The 24,018-nt window shown below is 59.9% G+C and carries 16 protein-coding genes; 7 read left to right on the top strand and 9 right to left on the bottom strand.

The genetic code is table 11. The features are described 5' to 3' along the window. Positions 1-5: 5 nt before the first annotated feature. The 3 genes from C1896_11525 to C1896_11515 all read right to left on the bottom strand — a co-directional run bounded on the left by C1896_11525 (position 6) and on the right by C1896_11515 (position 2,982). On the bottom strand, positions 6-500 hold the full coding sequence (locus C1896_11525; protein AZZ45470.1) for a tripartite tricarboxylate transporter TctB family protein: 495 nt from the start codon (positions 498-500) through the stop codon (positions 6-8). Between the two features lie 69 nt (positions 501-569). Then, positions 570-1,538 carry a tripartite tricarboxylate transporter substrate binding protein gene (locus C1896_11520; GenBank protein ID AZZ45469.1) on the bottom strand — a complete coding sequence of 323 codons (969 nt, stop codon included), beginning with the start codon at positions 1,536-1,538 and terminating at the stop codon, positions 570-572. Positions 1,539-1,587: 49 nt separating this feature from the next. After that, a complete protein-coding gene (locus C1896_11515) occupies positions 1,588-2,982 on the bottom strand; it encodes a glucarate dehydratase (GenBank protein AZZ45468.1) in 1,395 nt (464 codons plus the stop codon). 630 nt (positions 2,983-3,612) lie between these two features. Between C1896_11515 and kdgD the strand changes: the two genes are divergently transcribed. The 7 genes from kdgD (at position 3,613) to C1896_11480 (ending at position 12,837) form a co-directional block, all read left to right on the top strand. Continuing rightward, positions 3,613-4,524 carry a 5-dehydro-4-deoxyglucarate dehydratase gene (gene kdgD, locus C1896_11510; GenBank protein ID AZZ45467.1) on the top strand — a complete coding sequence of 304 codons (912 nt, stop codon included), beginning with the start codon at positions 3,613-3,615 and terminating at the stop codon, positions 4,522-4,524. 93 nt (positions 4,525-4,617) lie between these two features. Beyond that, on the top strand, positions 4,618-6,060 hold the full coding sequence (locus tag C1896_11505; GenBank protein AZZ45466.1) for an aldehyde dehydrogenase family protein: 1,443 nt from the start codon (positions 4,618-4,620) through the stop codon (positions 6,058-6,060). A 120-nt stretch (positions 6,061-6,180) separates the two neighbouring features. Further along, positions 6,181-7,524: a glucarate dehydratase gene (gudD, locus tag C1896_11500; GenBank protein AZZ45465.1), complete on the top strand. Its 1,344-nt coding sequence runs from the start codon at positions 6,181-6,183 to the stop codon at positions 7,522-7,524. Between the two features lie 202 nt (positions 7,525-7,726). Beyond that, positions 7,727-9,280 carry a galactarate dehydratase gene (garD, locus tag C1896_11495; protein ID AZZ47636.1) on the top strand — a complete coding sequence of 518 codons (1,554 nt, stop codon included), beginning with the start codon at positions 7,727-7,729 and terminating at the stop codon, positions 9,278-9,280. A 62-nt stretch (positions 9,281-9,342) separates the two neighbouring features. Next, positions 9,343-10,761, top strand: coding sequence for a hydroxyacid dehydrogenase (locus tag C1896_11490; protein AZZ47635.1), 1,419 nt, complete (start codon positions 9,343-9,345; stop codon positions 10,759-10,761). Positions 10,762-10,800: 39 nt separating this feature from the next. Then, a complete protein-coding gene (locus C1896_11485; GenBank protein ID AZZ45464.1) occupies positions 10,801-11,730 on the top strand; it encodes a hydroxyacid dehydrogenase in 930 nt (309 codons plus the stop codon). 189 nt (positions 11,731-11,919) lie between these two features. Continuing rightward, positions 11,920-12,837 carry an aldose 1-epimerase gene (locus C1896_11480; GenBank protein ID AZZ45463.1) on the top strand — a complete coding sequence of 306 codons (918 nt, stop codon included), beginning with the start codon at positions 11,920-11,922 and terminating at the stop codon, positions 12,835-12,837. Positions 12,838-12,918: 81 nt separating this feature from the next. On the opposite strand, the gene C1896_11475 is transcribed toward C1896_11480, so the two are convergent. The 6 genes from C1896_11475 to C1896_11450 form a co-directional block, all read right to left on the bottom strand. Continuing rightward, positions 12,919-14,304 (bottom strand): FAD-linked oxidase, encoded by a 1,386-nt coding sequence (locus tag C1896_11475; GenBank protein AZZ45462.1) that lies wholly within the window; start codon positions 14,302-14,304, stop codon positions 12,919-12,921. Between the two features lie 307 nt (positions 14,305-14,611). Further along, complete coding sequence (locus tag C1896_11470; GenBank protein ID AZZ45461.1) at positions 14,612-15,874, bottom strand: outer membrane porin, OprD family; 1,263 nt, start codon at positions 15,872-15,874, stop codon at positions 14,612-14,614. Positions 15,875-16,188: 314 nt separating this feature from the next. After that, entirely contained in the window at positions 16,189-18,447 is a 2,259-nt protein-coding gene (locus C1896_11465) for an ATP-dependent DNA helicase (GenBank protein ID AZZ45460.1), read from the bottom strand. Further along, on the bottom strand, positions 18,444-20,087 hold the full coding sequence (locus C1896_11460) for a nuclease (GenBank protein AZZ45459.1): 1,644 nt from the start codon (positions 20,085-20,087) through the stop codon (positions 18,444-18,446). The genes C1896_11465 and C1896_11460 overlap by 4 nt, the downstream gene beginning before the upstream one ends. Before the next feature lie 181 nt (positions 20,088-20,268). Then, positions 20,269-21,657: an oxygen-independent coproporphyrinogen III oxidase gene (gene hemN / locus C1896_11455; protein AZZ45458.1), complete on the bottom strand. Its 1,389-nt coding sequence runs from the start codon at positions 21,655-21,657 to the stop codon at positions 20,269-20,271. A 220-nt stretch (positions 21,658-21,877) separates the two neighbouring features. Continuing rightward, complete coding sequence (locus C1896_11450; GenBank protein AZZ45457.1) at positions 21,878-23,500, bottom strand: methyl-accepting chemotaxis protein; 1,623 nt, start codon at positions 23,498-23,500, stop codon at positions 21,878-21,880. Positions 23,501-24,018: the final 518 nt, after the last annotated feature.

Raw genomic sequence — 24,018 nt, 5'->3', positions numbered from 1 at the left:
GCCTCCTAGATTTTCAGAAAGCCGGTCGGGAGCATCAGATCGAAGCCCTGCCGGAAGGTGAAGAAGATCAAAGCGGAGGTCACCACCGCGATGACGATGTAGGTGATGTGGTTGACCTTCTGCTCGCGCGGTGTGATGACGATGAACTGCGCGTAGAGATAGAGCACGGTCATGATCGGGAAGCCGACCTTTTGCAGCAGGGCAACATAGACCGCGATCAATCCGAGCGTTTTGAATACCGTTGGATAGTCCGGCGGCGTTGCAGCCGATGAGTCCGCATCCGCATCCGCATCGGGATCAGCGGGAGGCGGGGTTGCCTTGGTCGCGGTCAACAACTGCAGCGCGCCCAACAGGCACAGCCCAACGGATAGGACATAGGGAACGGTGGAGGCGTCGATAAAACCTTTGCGCGGAAGATTGATCGTCAGGAACAGGTAGAACAGGCCGGCACCCAGCATCAGGGCTCCGACCAGTAACTCCTTTCTCTTGTAGGTATCCATGGGACTGCTCTCGATTCAGAGGGAAGGCTGCCGGGCGCAGCGGCTACGCCCGGCATCGTGCCGCGGGCGTTACTTGCTCTGACGCAGTTCGTCCTTGTACTTCATGAAGTCTTCGCGGGTGTTCGTCAGGCGGTCGATCGACTGATTGGTATCGAAATAGCTGACCGGCTGCTTGAAGGTCTTGCGCAGCTCTTCCTCGTACTCAGGCATCTCGGTGATCTGTTTCACGATGCCTGACATCTTCTCGATGATTGCCGGATCAGTACCGTCCGGGAACGCCACGATGTAGGGCTTCTCCATGACGAAGTCGACGCCTTGCTCCTTGAACGTCGGCACGTCACCGAGCAGTGGGTTGCGCTCCGCGTTGGGCTGGCCCAGGGCAACCATCTCGCCACTGGTCACGTAATCCTGCACCGAGCCGTAGCTGATCGCAGCGAGGTCGATACGGTCACCCAGCAGGGCGACGACTTTCTCGGAGACTGTGCCAGCGTCGACCATTTTCAGCTTGGTGTCGGTCAGGCCTTCGAACATCAGACCCTGCAGGTGGGAGTAGCTGCCCATCTCGGTGCCGTAGGTGACGCTGCTCGGCTCGGCTTTGGATTTGGAGATCAGGTCTTCCAGCGTCTTCAGCCCTGAGCTTTTCGAGGCAACGAATACGGTGCCTTTGTCCACACCCGCGATACAGCAGATATCGAAGGCGTCCAGGCTGTCCTCGGTCAGGCCGGCGACCTCATTGACGATCATCTGCCCGGTATGGGTGAAGAGGATGGTGTTGCCATCCGGATCGGCCTGCTTGACCTGTTCGGCTGCGAGCGTTCCGCCACCGCCAGCGACGTTGGTGATGACCATCGCCTTGCCGGTGAGCTTGGTGAAGTACTTGGCCATGGTGCGGGCATTGAAGTCGGTGTCGCCGCCAGCGTTGGCAATGACGACGACCTGTACCGGGCGAGTGGGCCATTCGGTTTCAGCAGCAAAGGCACTGCTGACGGCAGTGGCGAGAAGGGCAGAAACGAGGGAGGCGCTGATAGCTTTTTTCATTGTATGTCTCTCCGGTGGTTGGGGTTGCGGCGCTTCTTTGGTCTTCTTGTTAGCGGCCCAGGCTTGGTTGCTTGGGGTCGTACTTCCAGCCAGGGACCAGGTACTGCATGGCCATGGCATCGTCTCGGGCGCCGGTGGCGACCTTGTTGTACAGCTCATGGGCGGCCATGATCCGGTCCATATCCGGTTCGATGCCAAGGCCCGGCTTGTCTGGCACCTGAACCGCGCCACCCACGATCTGCAGCGGTTCACGGGTCAGACGCTCCTGGCCTTCCTGCCAGATCCAGTGGGTGTCGATGGCCGTGATGTTGCCCGGTGCTGCGGCCGCAGCATGGGTGAACATCGCCAGCGAGACGTCGAAGTGATTGTTCGAATGCGAACCCCAGGTCAGACCGAACTGCTCGCACATTTGCGCCAGTCGTACTGAGCCCTGCATGGTCCAGAAGTGTGGATCGGCCAATGGGATGTCGACCGCTTCGAGGCGCAGCGAGTGGCCCATCTGCCGCCAGTCGGTGGCGACCATGTTGGTGGCGGTGGGAATGCCAGTAGCGCGCTTGAATTCGGCCATGATCTCGCGACCGGAGTAGCCGTTCTCTGGGCCGCACGGGTCTTCTGCGTAGGACAGGATATGGCCTTGGCCTTTGCACAGCTCGATTGCTTCGGCCAGTGACCAGGCCCCATTGGGATCAAGCGTGACGCGGGCGTCAGGGAAGCGCGACTTGATGCCGGCAATCGCCTGCATCTCTTCGCTACCACGCATTACACCGCCCTTGAGCTTGAAGTCTTTGAAACCGTAGCGGGCGGTAGCGGCCTCAGCCAGCCGGACGATGGCGGCCGGAGTCACCGCTTCCTGATGACGAATGTGGTACCAGTCATCCGCCGAACCGGTACCGGCCAGGTAGGGCAGGTCGGTACGTTTGCGATCTCCTATATAGAAGAGGTACGCCAGCATTGGCACGCTGGTCCGCTGCTGGCCGCTGCCGAGCAGCTCGGCAACCGGCACATCGAGATGTTGACCGAGCAGGTCGAGAAGCGCGGCTTCCACTGCTGTGATGACATTGTCCAGGCGCAGATTGATCTCATGCGGCTGCTTCAGGACCGCCGCTTCCGCTTCGGAGGTCACCTCGTGCTGCGTAGCCTGCGGGCCCGTCGCTGACCCGCCAGCTATGCCGCGACGCAATGCGTTGAGTATCCCGTTGTAGCGGCCGATCGGCTGGCCAATAACCAGACCTTTTGTTCGCTCCAAGGCTTGCCTGATGCCTTCGCCACCCGGCACTTCGCCAATACCGCTGCGGCCGGCGCTGTCCTTGAGGATCACCAGGTTGCGAGTGAAGTAGGGCGCGTGGGCACCACACAAGTTCAGCAGCATGCTGTCGTAACCCGCAACCGGGATGACATGCATCTCCTTCACTACTGGCGTCGTCGCCGTTCGAGTGTCTTGCATCTGTCGTCTTGCTCCTGATTGTTTTTATGAGCGAATGTAGGTGGCAGCGCCTATCGGCGGGATGGGTTCTCTAAAGGTCGACGGCCTGCGCAGGCTCGCGGGTCATGATCAACTGACCCGCAACGAAGGGCGGGTTTGACTGCGCGTGCCGCGGCCTGCAGCGGCTGCGGTCGAAGACAATGGCGCGGTGGCGCTGACCGGCCGCCGTGCGGACTACGTTCGATGGATTAACCAGGGTGCGGCAGAGCGGGGAGTTTGCAGGGCGGCATACCGCTGATTGATTCATGGCTTTCAGGCTCTGGTTGTTGTAGATGTCGTACGTTGTCGTATGACTTGCTGAGATTTTTATCAGCGCGATTCATGGTTGTCAAATCGGTGAAACAAACTAATCGGCCCCGTATGACCGGCCGGTCATTTATTTGTTTCAATGGGGTCGACCCAGATTCACATCGGGACATTTCATCGGCTAGCTTTGTCAGTGCAAGAGAGAAGCCTGAGGCGCATGAGGACCGAGACGGCAAGGCAACAATCTTCGATAAAGAGGTAGCGTAGCCATAAGTTGTACGATAACGTATCTCCAAGGCCGAGGCCCTACTTCATCTACTCTTAGTTTCACAGGATGCTCGAACAATGAACCCACAAGAACTGAAGGCCATCCTCTCTTCTGGTTTGCTGTCCTTTCCGGTCACTGACTTTGACCAGCAGGGCGACTTCAGCCGTGCCGGCTACATCAAGCGACTCGAGTGGCTGGCACCTTATGGCGCAACAGCGCTGTTTGCCGCGGGCGGTACGGGCGAGTTCTTCTCGCTGACCCCGCAGGAATACCCGGACATCATCAAGACTGCCGTCGATACCTGTGCCGGTCAGGTGCCCATCCTCGCGGGTGTAGGCGGTCCGACCCGTCAGGCGATCGCCTACGCTCAAGAGGCTGAACGCCTTGGTGCGAAAGGGCTTTTGTTGCTTCCGCATTACCTGACCGAAGCGAGCCAGGAAGGCGTCGCTCGGCATGTAGAGGAGGTGTGCAAGTCGGTCAACATTGGCGTCGTGGTCTATAACCGCAACGTCTGCCGCCTGACCGCGCCGCTGCTCGAGCAGCTGACCGAGCGCTGCCCGAACCTGATCGGCTACAAGGACGGTCTGGGCGACATCGAACTGATGGTCTCCATTCGTCGTCGCCTCGGTGAGCGCCTGACCTACCTCGGCGGCCTGCCGACTGCAGAAGTCTACGCCGCGGCCTACAAAGCGCTGGGCGTACCCGTGTACTCATCGGCCGTCTTCAACTTCGTGCCGAAGTTGGCCATGGACTTCTACGGTGCAATCTCTCGCGACGACCATGAAACCGTCGGCAAGCTGATCGATGATTTCTTCCTGCCTTATCTCGATATCCGCAACCGTCGCAAAGGCTACGCGGTCAGCATCGTCAAGGCTGGCGCGAAAATCGCCGGTTACGACGCCGGCCCAGTTCGTGCACCACTGACGGACCTGCTGCCGGACGAGTACGAAGCGCTTGCCGCGCTGATCGAGAAGCAGGGCGCGCAGTAACGTACGTCAGACCTATCACTCGCCCCAACCGCCGTTAACGATGCCTTCATTCATACCAGGCAGTGCGGCGGACCTCACGAAGGAGAGCGCTACGTGGCAGACGCAAAGCGATATGACAACTACATCGATGGCCAATGGGTAGCTGGCAAGAATTACCAGGCCAACATCAACCCGTCCGATCTGTCGGACGTTATCGGCGAATATGCCCAAGCGGACGCTTCGCAGGTCGAAGCCGCCATCGCTGCAGCACGCAAAGCATTCCCGGCGTGGTCAACGTCCGGCATCCAGGCACGTGCCGATGCACTGGAAAAGGTCGGTTTGGAAATCCTCGCTCGCCGAGAAGAGCTGGGTAACCTGCTGGCGCGTGAAGAAGGCAAGACCCTGCCGGAAGCCATCGGTGAAGTGTCCCGTGCCGGGAACATCTTCAAGTACTTCGCCGGCGAGTGCCTGCGTCAGGCTGGCGAGACCCTGCAGTCGGTCCGTCCGGGTGTCAGCGTTGAAGTCACCCGCGAGCCCCTGGGCGTGATCGGCCTGATCACCCCGTGGAACTTCCCGATTGCCATTCCTGCTTGGAAAATTGCGCCCGCGCTCGCCTATGGCAACTGCGTGGTGATCAAACCAGCCGATCTGGTTCCAGGTTGCGCCTGGGCCGTCGCTGACATCATCTCGCGCGCAGGCTTCCCGGCCGGCGTGTTCAACCTGGTGATGGGCAAGGGCCGCGAAGTCGGCGAAGCCATCGTCAACGACAAGCGCGTCGATGGCGTCAGCTTTACCGGCTCGGTTGGCGTTGGTCGTGGCATCGCGGCGACCTGCGTCGGGCGTCAGGCCAAGGTTCAGCTGGAAATGGGCGGCAAGAATCCGCAGATCATTCTGGACGATGCCGACCTCAACACTGCCGTAGAACTGGCGACGCAAAGCGCGTTTTACTCCACCGGCCAGCGTTGCACCGCATCCAGCCGCATCATCGTTACCGAAGGCATCTACGACCGTTTCGTCGAGGCCATGATCGAGCGCATCAAGAAGATCAAGGTCGGTTCGGCATTGGAGCAGGGCGTGGATGTCGGCCCGGTCGTATCCCAGGCGCAGCTCGATCAGGACCTGAAGTACATCGAGATCGGCAAGCAAGAAGGCGCACGCCTGGCCTGCGGCGGCGAGCGCGTCAGCTGCGACACTGAAGGTTACTACCTGGCGCCGACTTTGTTCGTCGACAGCACCGCCGACATGCGCATCAGCCGTGAAGAGATTTTCGGCCCGGTCGCCAACGTGGTAAAGGTCAAGGACTACGACGAAGCGCTGGCCATGGCCAACGACACCGAGTTCGGTCTTTCGGCGGGCATCTGCACCACCTCGTTGAAGTACGCCAATCACTTCAAGCGTCATTCCCAGGCCGGGATGGTGATGGTCAATCTTCCCACCGCTGGCGTGGATTACCACGTGCCGTTCGGCGGTCGCAAAGGCTCGTCCTACGGTCCGCGTGAGCAAGGCCGTTACGCCCAGGAGTTCTACACCACGGTGAAGACCACGTACATCGGCTGATCAGCCGAGTCGTCCTATGACGCGCAATCCGTCCGAGTCGCTCAGCGGCTCGGCGATTCGCGGGCGGCAAACAGATCGATACACCGCAACGCGGACCATAAGAACAAAAGAGAGACGCATATGAACGATTCTATGAATCAAGGTGCTCCGGTCATCACCGAACTTCGAGTGGTTCCGGTCGCAGGGCAAGACAGCATGCTGCTCAACCTGAGTGGCGCTCATGGTCCGTACTTCACCCGCAACATCCTCATTCTCAAGGACAGCGCCGGCAACACAGGTGTCGGCGAGGTCCCCGGTGGCGAGGCGATCCGCAAGACGCTGGACGACGCTCGCGCCATTCTGATCGGGCAATCGGTTGGCAATTTCAATGGTCTGCTGAACCAGGCGCGCAAGGCATTCGCTGACCGCGATGTCGCGGGCCGCGGCTTGCAGACCTTCGACCTGCGCATCGCTATTCACGCCATCACGGCGATCGAGTCGGCGCTGCTCGATCTGCTCGGCCAGCACCTCAACGTGCCGGTTGCCGCACTGCTCGGTGACGGACAGCAGCGCGAAGAAGTCGAGATGCTCGGTTATCTGTTCTTCATCGCCGATCGCAACAAAACCGACCTCGGCTACCGCGACGAGTCGAATGCCAGCGATAGCTGGTTCCGCGTGCGCAACGAAGAAGCATTGACCCCCGAAACCGTTGTGCGTCAGGCCGAAGCGGCCTACGAGCGCTATGGTTTCAAGGATTTCAAACTCAAGGGCGGCGTATTGCCAGGCAGCGAAGAGGTCAAGGCCATCCGTGCGCTGGCCGAGCGCTTCCCCGATGCCCGCATCACCCTGGACCCCAACGGTGCCTGGTCACTGGCCGAGGCAATCGATCTGTGCAAGGACCTGCACGGCGTGCTGGCCTATGCCGAAGACCCTTGCGGTGCCGAGAACGGCTACTCGGGGCGCGAAGTGATGGCCGAGTTCCGTCGCGCGACCGGCCTGCCGACCGCGACCAACATGATCGCAACCGATTGGCGGCAAATGGGCCACACCATCAGCCTGCAATCGGTGGACATTCCGCTAGCCGACCCACATTTCTGGACCATGAGCGGCTCGGTGCGGGTTGCGCAGATGTGCAACGACTGGGGGTTGACCTGGGGATCGCACTCCAACAACCACTTCGACATTTCGCTGGCCATGTTCACTCACGTGGCCGCGGCCGCGCCGGGCAAGATCACCGCGATCGACACCCATTGGATCTGGCAGGACGGCCAATACCTGACCCGCGATCCGCTGCAGATCGTCGGCGGCAAGGTCGCTGTGCCGGCCAAGTCGGGCCTGGGCGTGGAGCTGGATGAAGATGCGCTGCAGAAGGCTCATGAGCTGTACCTGGCCAAAGGCCTGGGCGCTCGCGACGATGCCATCGCCATGCAGTACCTGATTCCGGATTGGACGTTCAACAACAAGAAGCCGTGCATGGTGCGTTGAGACCAGCGCGAGAAACCGCGTTAGGGCGGAGTGGGCGGCCAAGGGGAAATACCGCGGCCGCGGAGGCGAGTAGGGTGGGCTTCAGCCCATCGCTTGCAGCCCAAACATTCACCTTGGTGAGCGGAAGCCCACCCTACCGCGCTGCGAACGAACCAGACCAGAACAACAACCGGCCTGACCGGAGACCGAGATGAACGACACCGTGGAACTGATTCAGCATCAAGATTCACCGCGTTACATCCGCCTCAACGATGCGGACAACGTGGCTGTGGTGGTTAACGATGGCGGTGTGCCGACCGGTGCCCGGTTCGAGGACGGGCTGGTCACGGTCGAATCAGTGCCGCAAAGCCACAAGGTTGCGCTGGTGGATATTGCGGTCGACCAGCCTGTGCGCCGCTACGGACAGATCATTGGTTATGCGCTAGAGCCCATCGCGCGAGGGTCCTGGGTCAAGGAAACGCAGCTGCGCATGCCCTCAGCTCCACCCCTCGACAGCCTGCCAATGGCCGATGCTGTCCCGGAGCGCCTCGAGCCGCTTGAGGGCTTTACCTTTGAAGGCTACCGCAACGCAGACGGCACGGTTGGTACGCGCAACGTGCTCGGTATCACCACCACCGTTCAATGCGTGACGGGCGTGCTCGATCACGCTGTTGCGCGCATTCGTAAGGAGCTTCTGCCGAAGTTCCCGAACGTCGATGACGTGGTCGCGCTGACCCACAGCTACGGTTGCGGCGTGGCGATCAATGCCAAGGACGCCTACATCCCGATCCGTACCGTCCGCAACCTGGCGCGCAACCCCAACCTCGGCGGCGAAGCGCTGGTCATCAGCCTTGGCTGCGAAAAGCTGCAGGCAGAGCAGGTGATGCACGAGGGCGACGCATCGGTCGATCTCAGCGAACCCTGGCTGTACCGTTTGCAGGACTCCAACACCGGTTTCGGCGAGATGATCGAACAGATCATGGCGCTGGCCGAGTCGCGTCTGCAAAAGCTCAACCGCCGCCAGCGCGAAACCGTTCCGGCCTCAGAGCTTGTGCTGGGCATGCAATGCGGCGGCAGCGATGCCTTCTCGGGAATCACCGCCAATCCAGCCTTGGGCTACGCCTCGGACCTGCTGATCCGCGCAGGCGCGACAGTGATGTTTTCTGAAGTCACCGAAGTGCGCGATGCGATCTATATGCTTACGTCGCGGGCTGAAACGCCGGAGGTTGCCGAAGCCTTGGTCCGCGAGATGGACTGGTACGACCAGTATCTGGAGCGCGGCGCAGCCGATCGCAGCGCCAACACCACGCCTGGTAACAAGAAAGGCGGGTTGTCCAACATTGTCGAGAAGTCTCTTGGCTCTATCGTCAAATCCGGCAGCAGTGCGATCAACGGCGTACTCGGCCCAGGCGAGCGGTTCAGCAGCAAAGGCCTGATCTACTGCGCGACCCCAGCCAGCGACTTTGTCTGCGGCACGTTGCAGTTGGCGGCCGGCATGAACCTGCATGTGTTCACCACCGGGCGGGGCACCCCATATGGTCTGGCCATGGCACCGGTCGTGAAAGTCTCTACCCGCACCGAGCTGGCCGAGCGCTGGCCTGACCTGATTGACGTAGATGCCGGGCGTATTGCCACTGGCCGTTCCAGTATCGAGGAGCTGGGTTGGGAGCTGTTCCACTACTACCTGGACGTCGCCAGTGGGCGCAAGAAGACTTGGGCCGAGCAGCACCAGATCCACAACGACATCACCTTGTTCAACCCGGCACCGATCACCTGAACCCAGCTATGTCAGCGCATCGAAGCGGTGCGCTGTTCCATGATCAGTCGCAGGAGAACGAGATGAGTGCGCTGCCGGATGACTTCATCCGCGAGATCGAAGCGGTCGTCGGTGCCGTCGGCATGGTCTGTGATGCCGAACGCATGCAAAGCTACCTGAGCGATTGGCGGAATGCCTACCGCGGTGAAGCCGCACTGGTGGTGCGTCCGGCCAGCACCGAAGAGGTAGCCGCCGTAGTGCGGCTGTGCAATCAATACGACATTGCACTGGTACCGCAAGGGGGCAATACCGGGCTGTGTGGCGGTTCGATTCCGGACGCCAGTGGCACTCAAGTGGTGCTGTCCCTGACGCGCATGACCAACATCCGCGAAGTCGATAGCGAAAACGAGACCATTACTGTCGAGGCCGGCGCCATCCTGCAAACCGTAAAAGAGGCCGCTGCCGAAGTGGGGCGGCTGTTCCCTTTGTCCCTCGGCGCGGAAGGCAGTTGCACCGTGGGCGGTAATCTCGCCACCAACGCCGGCGGAACCGCCGTGCTGCGTTACGGCAACATGCGCGACCTCACGCTGGGCCTGGAAGTGGTGCTGCCGGACGGGCAGATCTGGAATGGCCTACGCGGGCTGCGCAAGGACAATACAGGGTACGACCTCAAACACCTGTTCATCGGCTCGGAAGGCACACTCGGCATCATCACCGCAGCCGTGCTCAAGCTATATCCTGCGGTGCGCAGCGTGACGACGGCCTGGGTTGCATTACCCGGCGCGCATGCAGCGGTCCAGCTGATCGGCATCATCCGTGGCCTATGTGGCGATCGGCTGACCGGGTTCGAGCTGATGTCGCGGCAAAGCGTTGATTTCGTGCTGCGTCACGTCGGCGGCTGCTCCGATCCCTTCGCCGAGACTCATCCCTGGTATGTGCTGATCGAGCTTAGCGACACCCAACCTGATGCGCCGCTCAACGAGCTGCTTGAACTGGGGATCGGCGAAGCCCTGGAGCGTGGCCTGGTGACCGATGCTGTGCTGGCCAGCAGCGAGGCTCAGGTCGCGGCGTTGTGGGCGATGCGTGAGGGGATTTCCGAGGCGCAGAACCATGAGGGTCCAAGTCTCAAACATGACATCAGCGTGCCGGTGAGCTGCATTCCGGCGTTCATTCAGACGACCGATCAGCGCTTGCTCGACCAGTTTCCGGGCGTGCGCATCGTCGCTTATGGCCATGTCGGTGATGGGAACCTTCACTACAACGTCAGCAAGCCGATCGGATCTGACGATACGGCCTTCAAGGCGCAGCAAGACGCGATCATGCACGTCATCTACGAGGCCACTACTCGGTTTCAGGGCAGTATCAGCGCAGAGCATGGGCTGGGTCAGGCCAAGCGCGCCGCGGCCAAGCACTACAAGGACCCGCTGGAACTGGCGCTGATGCGCGCGATCAAGACAACGCTTGATCCAAAAGGCCTGATGAACCCCGGCAAGGTGCTCTGACATCGGCTCCACGCGTTCCCACTTTTCGAGGTAATCACCATGACCTGCATACTCCAGATCGGCCCCCTGACTGAACGTTTCAACCGTGGCCTTGCTGCGGAGCATGAGGTGCTGCGTTTCTGGGAGGAGGGTGCCGATGAGTTGGTTAACCAGCATGCTCAGCGCATTGATGTCGTGGTGACCTCCGGTCGTTTCGGCTGCACGGCGGAGCTGATCGAGCGCCTGCCCAACCTGCAAGCGATCATCAGTTTCGGCGTCGGCTACGACGCAATCGACGTCGCGGCAGCGCGCGCACGCAACATCCCGCTGAGCAATACGCCGGACGTGCTCAATGATTGCGTGGCGGACTTGGCCTTTGGGCTGATTATCGACAGCGCCAGGCAAATGTCCCGTGCCGACCGTTTCGTACGCGCGGGCGAGTGGCCCTCCGGCGGCCTGCCGCTTGCGAAGCAGGTGAGCGGGAAACGACTGGGCATTGTCGGCATGGGGCGCATTGGTGAAACGGTGGCCAAGCGCTCCAGTGGTTTTGATATGCAGGTGCGCTACCACAACCGTCGACCGGTAGAGGGCAGTGCCTATGGCTATGAATCCAATCTCGTCGAGTTGGCGCAGTGGAGCGACTTTCTCGTTCTGACCTGTCCTGGTGGCGAGAGCACCCGCAACCTCATCAATCGAGACGTCCTCGAGGCGCTTGGGTCGAAAGGCATTTTGATCAACGTTGCCCGCGGCTCGGTGGTGGACGAACCGGCATTGATCGAGGCGTTGACTGAAGGACGGCTGGGCGGGGCGGGTCTCGACGTTTATGCCCAGGAGCCCAACGTACCTCAGGCCCTTGTCGATCTGCCCAATGTCGTGCTGCTGCCGCACATCGGCAGTGCCACCGAGGAAACCCGGCTGGCAATGGAAGAATTGCTGTTGGCCAATCTGCGTGCGTTTCTCGAACGCGGTGAGCTGCTGACGGCTGTCTGAGCGCACACACCCGCGCGATTCAGATGACAGGCGGCCTCGGTCGCCGATGGCCCTGGCCCTGGCCTGGGTCAGATAACTTCAGAGCAACATCATTAGGGCGCCGAACGCCGCGAGCCACAAGCACGCAGCCGCGAGGCGCCATTTCAATTCAAGTCAGCGAGCCATTCGGCTCGCCTAAGAGGCCGTGCGATGCCTGAACTTCAACCGAATCTGACCGAGGTCGAGCTTCTGCGCGGCCCGCTGAGACTGTCGGCGTGCCCCGGGCTGGGCGGTGCAATCACTCAACTGAGCATCGATGGCATCGATCTGCTGCGCCCTTGGGACGGCACGGACAGCGTGCGGCGGACGGGCTGCTTCATTCTTGCGCCTTTCTCCAATCGAGTCGGCGATGGCGCCTTCGAGCATGACGGTCAACGCTACCCGTTGCGCAGTCTATCTGCTGAACATCCTTTACCGATTCACGGCGTCGCCTGGAAGCGTGCGTGGACGATAACGGAACGGAGCCCGACCAGCCTTTGCCTGACGCTCATTCATCGGCCCGAGGGCGAGGGCGTACTTGACTGGCCGTTCGCGTTCGAACTCGAGCACCAGATCAAACTCGACGATGGCGGCGTTGCGCTGCAACTGACGCTGCGCAACATCGACAACCGCTCGATGCCCGCCGGGCTTGGCTGGCATCCGTATTTCCTCCGGCACGACGCTTGTTGGTTGCGGTTCGATACGAGTGCGGTCTGGCGCAACGACACCCGAAACCTGCCATCACAGAAGACGCCCATCCCAACGGAATGGGACTTTTCAACGGAAGCGCCGCTGCAGGAACCCGGCCTGGACAACTGCTTCGTTGGGCGTACCGGGCCCGTTACCATCCACTGGCCGAACGAAGGGGTAGCGCTGACCATGCATCCCAGCGAGGCACTCGATCATCTGGTCGTGTTTACGCCGCCGGCAGAGATGGGCTTCTTTGCGGTCGAGCCGGTTTCGCATGCCAACAATGCGCTTTGCATGGACGATCCGGCCGCGAACGGCATTCGTACGCTCGACCCCGGCGAAACCATGCAGGTCAGTTGCAAACTGCAGATTCAGCGTACGGCTCGTACCGTCCAGTAGCGTCTCACCCAGGTGTCGATAGCTTAGAGTCGAAAGGCGGGCGAGGGGTGGGAGCGCCCATTCAAGAGCGCTCCCGGATGGTCACGCCGGGCTAATGTTTTGGTTGATGCGGAAGAGATTCGTTGGGTCGAACTTCCTTTTCAGATCCACCAGTCGCTGGTAGCTCGTGCCATAAGCGAAGGCGGTGCGCTCAGCTTCATCACTGGTCAGGAAGTTCACGTAAGCGCCACCACTGGCAAACGACTGCGTACGGTCAAAAAACTCCCGCGCCCAGGCAATGCAACGAGCATCCTCATCCACCGTTTCCCAGCGGACATGCACGTTCATCACATAATTGGCGTCACGACTCGAGTAAGCCATGGCGTCAGGCTTGGTTCGTCCTGTTTCGCCACCTATCGTAGCGACGAATATCTCGCATTGCGGTGAAGGCAGTGCATTGGCGTATTCGATGACGGTATCAATCAACCCCTCGTCGATCTCTGAGAAATTGTGAGATTTCCAGTAGTTTCGGGAGCCCGGAGTCAATAGCGGATCGAAGACCTGCTGCCAATCAACATACGGCTGCACGCCGATGTGCTCGCCGTAGGCAGAACCGAACTGCCTCAGTGTCTCCACATGTTCCATGCCCTCATCGGGGTCGCCTGCGTAACAAACGGCCAGCACAACGATTTCTTTGCCGTGGACCTCTTCGGCCAGGAACGGCAACGGCGGCGCCTTGCGGGCAATCATCCAGACGTTGAGCTCGTCCGGCATCGTTTCGGTGAAACAAGCGAACTGGGTGATAACGGATTTCGCCTGTTCAAACGGAAAAACGATGAGGCCGCACAACACGTCCGGCCCCACCGGGTGCAGCCGAAATTCGAAACGGGTGACGATGCCGAAATTCCCGCCGCCGCCGCGAAGCCCCCAGAACAGATCCGGGTTTTCGGATTCACTGGCGTGCAGCTGACGGCCATCGGCGACTATCACATCCGCACCCAGCAGGCTGTCTACGGTCATGCCGTACTTTCGGCTGAGCCAACCAAAGCCGCCGCCAAGGGTCAGTCCGGCCACGCCAGTGGTGGAGTTTATGCCCAGAGGCGTGGCCAAGCCGTGTGCTTGTGCAGCCGCATCGAAGTCAGCCAGTGTGCAGCCCGGCTCGACATAGCCTCGATGTTGTTCCGGATCGATACTGACGTCTTTCATAAGCGAGAGATCGATCATCAGGCCGCCGTCACAAACTGCATTCCCAGCAATATTGTGTCCGCCGCCGCGGATAGAGAAAGGCAGGTCATGTTGGCGAACGAAGTCCAAAGACCGAACCACGTCGTCAGCTGAACCGCAGCGGGCGATCAGCGAAGGACGGCGGTCGATCATGCCGTTCCAGATCTGGCGCACGTCGTTGTATTGGGGATCTTCGGGGAAAACGAGCGTGCCCGCAAAGGCCGCCTGGAATGCGTCCGTCGCGGTGTGGGAAAGCTGATTCATAACGATCACCGTTGGGTATGCCGGTAGGCACGCACAAGGCCTGCCCACGGCTGTGAAGGGGAGACTGCGACCTGTCTGGCGATAGTCGATGCCTCACAGCACCCCACAACTCGGCATTCGTCAGCGGATACGCACAGTATAGGCCTTCAAGTCAATAGCGCCCGACCGTTTGAGAGGTTTCGGTGCACGGGATGGGCTGTCTCGCTCTGCTAAGCACTACAAGCGGCAAAAAAAAGCCCGTCACAAAGACGGGCGAAAGTTTCCGCAACAGGAGCGAGGAGTGTTGCGTCCAGCGTGGTGGTGACGCTTAGAGAATCGAGATCGGGTAGTTAATGATCAGACGATTCTCGTCGAACTCGTTGGAGCTATAGTCACGACGCATGCTGGAGTTGCGCCACTTGATGTTCAGGTTCTTCAGTGCACCGCTCTGTACGGTGTAAGCCAGTTCCGACTCGCGACCCCATTCCTCACCGTCATCGCCGGTAGCGGTCCGGATGTTGTCGCCGCTGATGTAGCGGTTCATCAACACCAGGCCTGGAATACCAACGCCAGCGAAGTTGTAATCATGACGGAGCTGCCACGAACGCTCTTCAGCCGCATCGTAGGCAGAGTTGAAGCTGTCGTTCGCCAGCGACCCGCCGCTGGTTCCGTTGACGCGCATCCACTGATCACCGCTGACTTTCTGCAGACCCACGTAGAAGGTGTTGGCACCGGCTTGCAGACCGAACAGACCGGAGTAGGTCTTGTTGTCCATATCCCCAGCCAGGGCGCTGCCTTCATCCTTACCGGTGAAGTAGCCGAGGTTTGCAGTAAAAGCAAGGTCCTCTCCGAGCGGCTGTACGTGCAGCAACTGGACGTAGCTCTGCTGGTAGATGTCTTCGAGACGGGCGTGCCATAGGCCGACCTTGGTCTTGTCAGTGAACGAGTATTCACCGCCAGCGAAGTTGAAGCGATCCGAGCTGGCACCGCCGAAGAACATGTCCTCCATGCTGGCGTCATCTCGCGTGCTGTTCTGACGCATCTGGCCGCCGTATAGAGCCAGATTCTTGATTTCCTTAGAGGTGACCATCCCGCCCTGGAAGGTTTGCGGCAGCGAGCGGCCATCATCGGCACGCAGCACCGGCACAACGACCTGCCATTCACCGACACGCAGCTCGGTTTCCGACATTTTTGCCTTGGCGGCTACCGCTATCCGGCCGAAGTCATCTGCAGGATGGCGATCAGCACCAGTGCCGTGAGTCGGAAGCAGACCTGTACCGTAGGTGCCGCCACCGCCGTCGAGCTTGACTGCCAGGCCCGCAAGCACATCGACGCCAAACCCGACAGGCCCAGGCGTATAGCCGGACTGAGCATTCAGAATGAAGCTCTGGGTCCATTCTTCAGCCTTGTTCTGGCCGCCGTTATAGGCTGGGTCGACAAAATTACGATTAATGTAGAAGTTACGAGCGTTCAGCGTGACTTTGCTGCCTTCGACAAAGCCATCCGCCGCATGGGCAACGGCAGGAATGCCAAGTGCTAGCGACAGGGTGCCTGCAAAAACGGCGGCAGACAGAGGATTGCGTGGGGTCATTGTTGTTGTGCTCCCTTTTTTAAGTAGTCCACCCCGTGCGGCCAGAGCCCAAGACGAGGGGGGGTGTAGCAGGGCCGCAGATAAAGCGACGCTTGCCGAAACAACAAATATGTTATCAGTTGTCATACGACGTATCGGATTATGGCCGCCGAGCATGGCTTGTCAATCCAATTTGTAAAGAATTGTTAGGGTCTTCGACTTTCGTCTAGTGCCGTTTCAAAGGGGTTGGCTGGTCAATATCCGGCAAAGTCCTGGATCGAACAGCTCAGCCGTTAAAACGCAGAGAGATGTGACGACTTGGAAAATCGATGAGGCTAACTCGGAGATCCCCACCAAGCAGGCAATAGTCGTCTGATCTCTCGTCTGCCGAAGCGGTCATCGATCAGGTGTACGACGCCGACGTCTTCGGTTGTACGAATGACGCGGCCTGCGGCCTGCACCACCTTCTGCAACCCGGGATAGAGGTAGGTGTAGTCGTAGCCCGTGCCGAACAAATGATCCATCCGCGCCTTCATCTGCTCATTGACGGGATTGACCTGCGGCAGTCCCAGCGTGGCAACAAACGCACCAATCAGTCGCTTACCCGGCAGGTCGATGCCCTCGGAAAAAGCACCGCCCAGCACGGCGAAACCAATACCGCAGCTCTCATCCGTGAAACGCGCAAGAAAGGCGTTGCGCGCCCCTTCATCCATGCTGCGCGTCTGCTCCCAGTAGGGCAGCTCAGGGTGTTGGGCACGGAGGAGGCTAGTGACCTGCTGTAAGTAGTCAAAGCTGCTGAAGAACGCCAAGTAGTTGCCAGGGCGCGTCTGATATTGCTGGGCAAGCAGGTCGACGACAGCTTGAAGCGAGGCGCTGCGATGCTGGTAGCGAGTGGAGATGTGCTGTGCAAGGCGTATCTGCAACTGCTCCGCGCGAAACGGAGATTCGACGTCGACCCATACCCGATTGGCCGGCACGCCGAGGGTGTCGGCGTAAAAGCGCTGCGGTGTCAGGGTCGCGGAAAACAGTACGCAGGAGCGGGTCTCACGAATGCGGGGGGCCAGGAAGGGGGCGGGAATCACGTTGCGCAAGCAAAGGACAGATGCTTTGGCATTGCTGCGGCCGTGCGCTGGCAGCAGCGTGCAGTCGATCAGTGAATGGTCGCCGAACAGCTCTGCCAGTTTGCAGAATTGCATAGCGTCGAAGTAGGCCGACTGCAACGCCGAGTCTACCCCCGCAGGGTTCTCGCCGAGGTAGTCGGTGATTGCGCTTACGGCGCGCTGAAGCGCGTTGATGAGCACCTGCGGCAGCCCTGGCAGAACCTGATAGGCGCCTGCCTGCAGGCGGTGCACATCGCCCCAGCAACGAAGCACGCGTTCGATCGGCTTCTTCAACACGATCGGAAGAGTTTTTCGTAAACCTTTGAAAGTAAGCAGATTAAGTTCTGCGCTGTACATCGATCGGCCGCGCTCGAGCAGATTGTGCGCCTCGTCCACCAGCACCCCGATGCGCCACTGGTTGAGCAACGCCAGGCTGTAGAGCAGAGCGCTCAAATCGAAGTAGTAGTTGTAGTCACCCACCACCACATCGGCCCAGCGGGCCATTTCCTGGCTCAGATAGTAGGGACACACCTGGTGCGCCAAGGCCATCTCGCGCAGTGTTGCCTGATCGAGAAACGGGCGAGTAATGGCCTCGTCGCGTGCGGCCGGTAGCCGGTCGTAGAAGCCGCGAGCGAGCGGGCAGGATTCACCGTGACAAGCCTTGTCCGGATGCTCACACGCTTTATCCCGCGCGATAAGTTCCAACACTCGTAGAGGCGTTTGCTGGCCCGCCAAGCTGTCGAGTGCATTCAACGCCAGTTGCCGCCCCGAGGTTTTAGCGGTGAGGAAATACAGCTTGTCGAGCTGCTGGCCGGGCATGGCCTTCAATTGCGGAAATAGGGTAGCCAGGGTCTTGCCAATACCGGTCGGTGCCTGAGCCATCAGGTGGGTGCCGGTGCAAGCGGCCTTGTATACCGCTTCGGCCAGTTGCCGCTGGCCGCTGCGAAATTCACCGTAGGGGAACGCCAGGCTACGCAGCGCCTGGTCACGCTCGGCTCGGTGGGCCAGTTCCTGATCAGCCCAGGCGATGAAGTATTGACATTGGGTTTCGAAAAAAGCCCGAAGGTGTTTGGCGGTACAGGTTTCGACCAGCAGGGTTTCCTTCTGGCTGACCACATCGAAATACACCAGCGCGATCTCCAGCGACTCCAACGTGCGTGCCTCGCAGAGCAGCCAGCCGTAGACCTTGGCTTGCGCCCAGTGTAGGTGACGGTGGTTGGCCGGCTGCCGAGCGAGGTCTCCGCGGTAGGTCTTGATTTCCTCCAGCCGGTTCTTCGTCGGGTCATAACCGTCCGCACGGCCGCGGACTGTAAGGTTGCGATAGTTGGCTTCAAGCGTGACTTCTCGCTCGTATCCATCGCCGCGACGCGACGTGACCGTGGCGTGTCCGGCCATGCCCTCTAGCGCGGTAGGCGAGGGCGTGAAACGAAGATCCAGATCGCCTCGTTTTGCGGTGAATTCGCACAACGCACGGACTGCGACCCGATAACTCAAGGTGCAGCCTCCGACCACTGTACGTAGCAGACCGCGATCGGCACCTGATGACGCAACGCAAAGTCGATCCAGCGCTTCTGATTGTCCTGCAACCGGTCGCCTGGGCCTTTTACTTCGATCAATCGATAACGCTGCTCGCCGGGCCATAGCTGAACGAGGTCTGGCAGACCGCTACGATGGTTGGGTACGTCTTGCAGGATGCGCTGAAAAAAAGCATGCAGATGTTCGGCAGGGATGCACACCAGTGCCAGCTCCAGCAATGCCTCGTCGAACAGGCCCCAGCTGACGAAGTGCGACTGCAGCCCGAACTTGTCCCGAAACGCGCGGCGGATGCAGTCACGGTACTCGCCAGTGCCGAGTCTGCTCAGGCATTCATCAAACAATCCTGCCCGGCGAGCATGGAAGTCAGGTCGCGCGAGATCGGCCGGGCCAGCGTGAAACGGGTGAAAGAACGCACCGGGCAACGGCGCAAAGATGACATCCCAACAGAGCAGGCCAAGCAGCGAATTGATCAGCGCGTTTTCAACGTAATAAACCGGCGCATCGCTTCGGCTGAGGTGTTCACGCACGGCCTGTTCGACGCTCATCCCCTCGGGCCGAGGCAGGGTCAGATCTATGCGCTCTGGTTGTGTGAGGCTCACGCGGCGCGTGATGGGTTCGCCCAGGGTTCGTAGCAGGCGCGGCAGGATGCGTTGCAGTTGCTGGGCTTCGTGCTCGCTTTCAGGCACAGCTTGCGCCGTCAGCGCGAGTCTCATGGCGGCCTCTGGTTGGCCGCAACGCTCCAGCACGCGGATCGCACGTTCGCGAGCGCCCGGATAGCGGTTGGCAGCATGCAGGCGCAGCGCCAAGGGCAAATCACCGTTGCGCTCGCACTGCCTGGCGATGCTCAGCAGCAACTTGCCGCGGCGATTTTCCAGCCATTCGTTGGCGTACGGTGTCGATGGAATGTCCTGCAGGACGGCTTCAGCGGCGTCACCCGCCTCGAAGCGTTCTCGGCAGCGATGCAGATGCAGGTAGGCATCCACATCGGCGCGTTCATGGAAGGCCCGTGAAGCGGGGGAGAAGGCGACTCGCTCGTAACGAAAAATACCCAGGTCGGCGAGAACGAACTCGGACCAGTCTTGATGGATGTTGCCGAAGAACATCAGCCGCAAGCGGTCGCACAGATCGCCAATGGTCAGCGCAAATGCTGCATCGTCAAAACCTTCACACCAGCTGGCGAAAGGCTTTGGCTGAGAGTGCTCGGCCAGCATGGCCTGGAGCAAATCGATCTTGCGCTGGTTATTGGTCGCAGCATTACCGCATACACGAAGCAGTTCGTCTTTTTTCAACAAACCGAATAGCTGAGCCACATCCAGCATTGGATTAGTCTCGACCCAGCCGTGCTCGATGAGTGCGACGGATGCCTGCATCGGGCAGCCAATCTCTGTGTAGCGCAGCTTGCTGGCACGAAACAGTGTGCCTTTGCGCATCACCATGCGCACCAGCAAGGCCTGCGACGCTTGAGGAACCTGGTGGAAACGGTCGAGAAACGCGCGCTCGTGATCGTGCAGCAGATCACCGTGGCGCTCACCAACCCAGGCGAGCACTTGGCGGAAGTTGTCGAGGTAATAGAAGGGGTTTTCCAGCGCCTGGCGCATCGAACGTCCGGTTCGGTCGAGCATGGGCACAGCGGCCCACAAGGCTGTGTATTTATACAGTCGCCACTGATTTTGGCAATGCCTGGACGATCAGCGGTGACGGACTGTAGGCTCGGGAGCACGCATTGGCGTAGCGGCGCTCAACCCAACCGTTGGCTGGCTGGGTTGAGCGCAGTGAGGATCAAACGGTGCGGGAAAAACGGCCGCGCTGTTCACCGCCCAGGTAGGCATCGAAGGCCATGGCAACGTTGCGCAACATCAATTGACCCTGGGGCAGCAACACAAGGGCGTCGTCGTTGATTTCCACCAGCCCGTCGGCGATATGCTCGTCCAGCTTGGCCAGTGAATCGGCGAAATACGCCTTGAAGTCGATGCCGTAGCGCTGTTCGATTTCGGCGTAATCGATGCGTCCATGGCACATCAACGAAACGATCACGTCACGGCGCAAGCGGTCGTCTTCACTGAGCTGGTAGCCACGGTGCACCGGTAACATGCCTTCGTTCAGCCGTGCGTAATACTGCGACAGCTCCTTCACGTTCTGGCTGTAACTGTTGCCGACCTTACCGATAGACGAAATGCCGAGGCCGATCAGGTCGCAATCGGCGTGGGTCGAGTAGCCTTGGAAATTACGTTGCAACGTGCCGTTGGCGCGGGCGAGGGTCAGTTCGTCGTCTGGCAGGGAGAAGTGGTCCATGCCTATATAGACGTAGCCCGCATCGGTCAGTCTTTGAATGGTCAGTTCCAACAGCTCCAGCTTTCGCTCGGGCGGCGGCATATCCTCGGGGCGAATCAGCTTCTGCGCCCGGACGAGATCCGGCAGATGCGCATAGCTATAGGCCGCGATGCGATCCGGGCGGATGTCGATGATCTTGTCCAATGTAACGCCGAAGCTTTCCACGGTCTGCAGAGGCAGACCGTAGATCAAATCAACGCTGACCGACTTGAAATGGGCATCCCGTGCGGCCTGAACCAATTCTCGGGTCTGTTCCTCGGTCTGGATGCGGTTGACTGCGATCTGCACCTGTTCGTCGAAGTCCTGCACGCCAAAGCTCAAGCGGTTGAAGCCCAGCTCGCGCAGTTGATGAATCTGAGCCGGGGTAACGGTCCGCGGGTCGACCTCCAGCGAAAATTCGTGATTGTCGCTGTCGTCCATGTTGAAGGCGTCGTGCAGTGTCGCCATCAGATCAGCCAGCTGTTCGCTGGTGAGGTAGGTCGGTGTACCGCCGCCGAGATGCAGCTGAGTCAGCTTGCGTGAGCGATCGAACAGCGAAGCCTGCATCTTGATCTCGCGCTTGAGGTAGTCGAGGTATTCGACGGCGCGATCCGTTTTGTGGGTAATGATTTTGTTACAGGCGCAGTAGTAGCAAAGGCTTTTGCAAAACGGGATATGGATGTACACCGACAGCGGCTTGGGCTCCGCCGCCACATTGGTCGACTGCGCGGCACTGCGGTAGTCGTCCATGGCAAAGGCCTGATGGAACTGGGGAGCAGTGGGGTAGGACGTGTAGCGAGGACCGGGACGGTCATATTTTTCGACCAGGGCGCGGTTAAAGCTCGGCGTTTGGTCCATGTAGGGTTTCACCTTGATTGCATGATTGGGAGTGGCTGGGTCGGGCAGTGCCGTCCGCAGCCTGCGACATCTTGGCGCGAATTATCGCGTTTCCCCGGCCTGCCTGGGCCTGTCCCAGATCAAGAACCGGCCAGGCTGAAGCGCGGGCGCCAAGCGGTCAATACATGAATATTAGGCCAAGCAGCCGAGCTGCGTGTGCTCGGCTGCCTGTCATCCTTGATTACAACCGGAACTGGCTAACCAGACGATTCAGCTCGGCCGCGAGCTGAACCAGTTCCTCACTGATCTGCGAGGTTTGAGATGCATCAGCCAGGGTAGTGTCAGCAATGGTGCTAATCGTGGTGATGTTGCGGTTGATCTCTTCGGCAACCGCGCTCTGCTCTTCGGCCGCTGTGGCGATTTGGGTGTTCATGCCATTGATGGTGTTCACTTCACCCGCGATCACGGTGAGGCTCTGTGCGGTCTTGGCTACACAGTCCGAACCCGAGTGAGCGCGAACCTGCGCCCCTTCCATGGCGTGTACGGCGTTACGCACACCGTTTTGCAGTTGCTCGATGGTGCGCTGGATTTCTTCGGTGGACTTCTGTGTGCGAGAGGCGAGGGTGCGCACCTCATCAGCGACCACAGCGAAACCACGGCCCTGTTCCCCGGCGCGGGCGGCCTCGATGGCAGCATTCAGTGCGAGGAGATTGGTCTGCTCGGCGATCCCGTTGATGACGTTCAATACCATGCCAATGCTGACACTGTCCGTTTCGACCTGCTTGATCACCTGCGCCGCTTTCTCGATGTCCTGAATCAGCACCTCAATACCATCCAGCGCCTCGGTTGCCAGCGTGACGCCAACTCGCGACTCCTCATCGGCACCGCTCGATGCAGACGCGGTCTCGTTAGCATGCCGCGCCACCTCCTGAACGGTTGCGCTCATTTCATTCATGGCCGAGGCAACCATATCGGTTTCGCTGCGCTGTTCCATGACTGCAGTCTGGGTCTTCTCGGCGACGCTCGAGACTCGATTCGACACCTCTCCCAACTGGTGGGTTACAGCGGCCACCGCCTCCAGGCTGTTACGGAATTTGAAAATCATGCGGTTGAAGGCAGTGCCCATGGCGCCGACTTCATCCTGGGCGTGAACAGCGACAGTACGGCTGAGGTCTTCGTCGGCAGTCATCGCCTCCATGGTGTGCCGCATCTCATTGATACGGCTGATAATCACCCGGCGGATGATGTAGCCCATGACGATCAGACCCGCCAGTAGAAGCAGCGCCTGGATCACGGCTGAAGTCAGAATGTTGCGATGCACCTCGCCGTCCAGTGCGGACAGGTCATAGCTGATGCGGACTGCCCCCATCACTGTGTTTTGCGGGACCTGATGGCAGGTCAGGCAATTGGTGCCGCGGTAATCCTGTTGCGCATGGATCGGATTGATCACTGTCAGCACACGCCCATTCGCACCATCACTCACTTCGACGGTGGCGTCGCCGGCAAGCGCACGTCTGTCCAACTCGTCCTTGGGTGCCTGATGCTCGAACCCAGGTCCGAACAGCTTGGTTACCGGCTCGCCGCGGACGATACGTGCATCGATGACTCCCGGCCGGGCAAGGATCTTGTTACGCAGCACCTCACGCTGGCCCATGGTGCCGGTCAGCATCATGGTGTTGATACTGTCGAAATAGGAGTCGGCCGTATCCTTGGTCTGTTGCTCCACGACATCGAGTATCAGCTGTTTCTCTGAACCTGCCGAATAGAGGAGGGAGGCTGCCAGGACCAGGGCGAACACCACCAACAGGGCCAGGTTGATTTTTGTTTGAACGGACATTTGCCGAGCTGGGGAGGTGCTGTTCATCCTGTTCCTTAGCTACTACTACACGAAAACGAAACCTTCGCCGGGGACGCGACGGACCACTGCGGGCCATCTGGCTCAGGGCTTAGCCGCTTTATCTGCCTTAACTTATCGGCCGGAAACCCCTTCGCTTAACAAGGTTTTTCAACTGCCGGCTGAGTGAAGGCACCGTGCCACTAACGAGGCCGGCGACATCCTAGTCGCTGTTCAACGGCGCAGAGCCATGACCCGCGATGAAAGGAAATCAATTTCCAATTCTGTTGATGTAGATCAATAAAACTCGAAAGGCCATCGCGCGAACTGCGACGGTTATCTCTTCATCTGATCCATTCAGCAACGGAGGGCCATTCACGAGCTATTCCGTTCTTGAGGCGTTTGACGACTGCAGCGGCAATCTTTTTCGTTAAGCCGCTTGGCAATTTCTGCTAGTCAGGCCACGCTATGCCGAAGCTATGTCAACAGCCATCCGTCAGGTTGCTGGCATGGCCGAATTAGCCCAGCAGCAGTCGAACCCCGAACCG

This window comes from Pseudomonadaceae bacterium SI-3, assembly GCA_004010935.1.
Taxonomy (GTDB): Bacteria; Pseudomonadota; Gammaproteobacteria; order Pseudomonadales; family Pseudomonadaceae; genus Stutzerimonas.
The sequence above is the reverse complement of the archived record's forward strand: the minus strand, read 5'-3'. Positions and strand labels throughout refer to the sequence as shown.

Excerpts from the sequence above, each read along its gene's own strand:
- C1896_11525 (AZZ45470.1), bottom strand. The coding sequence starts at position 500 with ATGGATACCTACAAGAGAAAGGAGTTACTGGTCGGAGCCCTGATGCTG.
- C1896_11520 (AZZ45469.1), bottom strand. The coding sequence starts at position 1,538 with ATGAAAAAAGCTATCAGCGCCTCCCTCGTTTCTGCCCTTCTCGCCACT.
- C1896_11515 (AZZ45468.1), bottom strand. The coding sequence starts at position 2,982 with ATGCAAGACACTCGAACGGCGACGACGCCAGTAGTGAAGGAGATGCAT.
- kdgD (AZZ45467.1), top strand. The coding sequence starts at position 3,613 with ATGAACCCACAAGAACTGAAGGCCATCCTCTCTTCTGGTTTGCTGTCC.
- gudD (AZZ45465.1), top strand. The coding sequence starts at position 6,181 with ATGAACGATTCTATGAATCAAGGTGCTCCGGTCATCACCGAACTTCGA.
- C1896_11490 (AZZ47635.1), top strand. The coding sequence starts at position 9,343 with ATGAGTGCGCTGCCGGATGACTTCATCCGCGAGATCGAAGCGGTCGTC.
- C1896_11485 (AZZ45464.1), top strand. The coding sequence starts at position 10,801 with ATGACCTGCATACTCCAGATCGGCCCCCTGACTGAACGTTTCAACCGT.
- C1896_11480 (AZZ45463.1), top strand. The coding sequence starts at position 11,920 with ATGCCTGAACTTCAACCGAATCTGACCGAGGTCGAGCTTCTGCGCGGC.
- C1896_11475 (AZZ45462.1), bottom strand. The coding sequence starts at position 14,304 with ATGAATCAGCTTTCCCACACCGCGACGGACGCATTCCAGGCGGCCTTT.
- C1896_11470 (AZZ45461.1), bottom strand. The coding sequence starts at position 15,874 with ATGACCCCACGCAATCCTCTGTCTGCCGCCGTTTTTGCAGGCACCCTG.
- C1896_11460 (AZZ45459.1), bottom strand. The coding sequence starts at position 20,087 with ATGCGCCAGGCGCTGGAAAACCCCTTCTATTACCTCGACAACTTCCGC.
- hemN (AZZ45458.1), bottom strand. The coding sequence starts at position 21,657 with ATGGACCAAACGCCGAGCTTTAACCGCGCCCTGGTCGAAAAATATGAC.
- C1896_11450 (AZZ45457.1), bottom strand. The coding sequence starts at position 23,500 with ATGAACAGCACCTCCCCAGCTCGGCAAATGTCCGTTCAAACAAAAATC.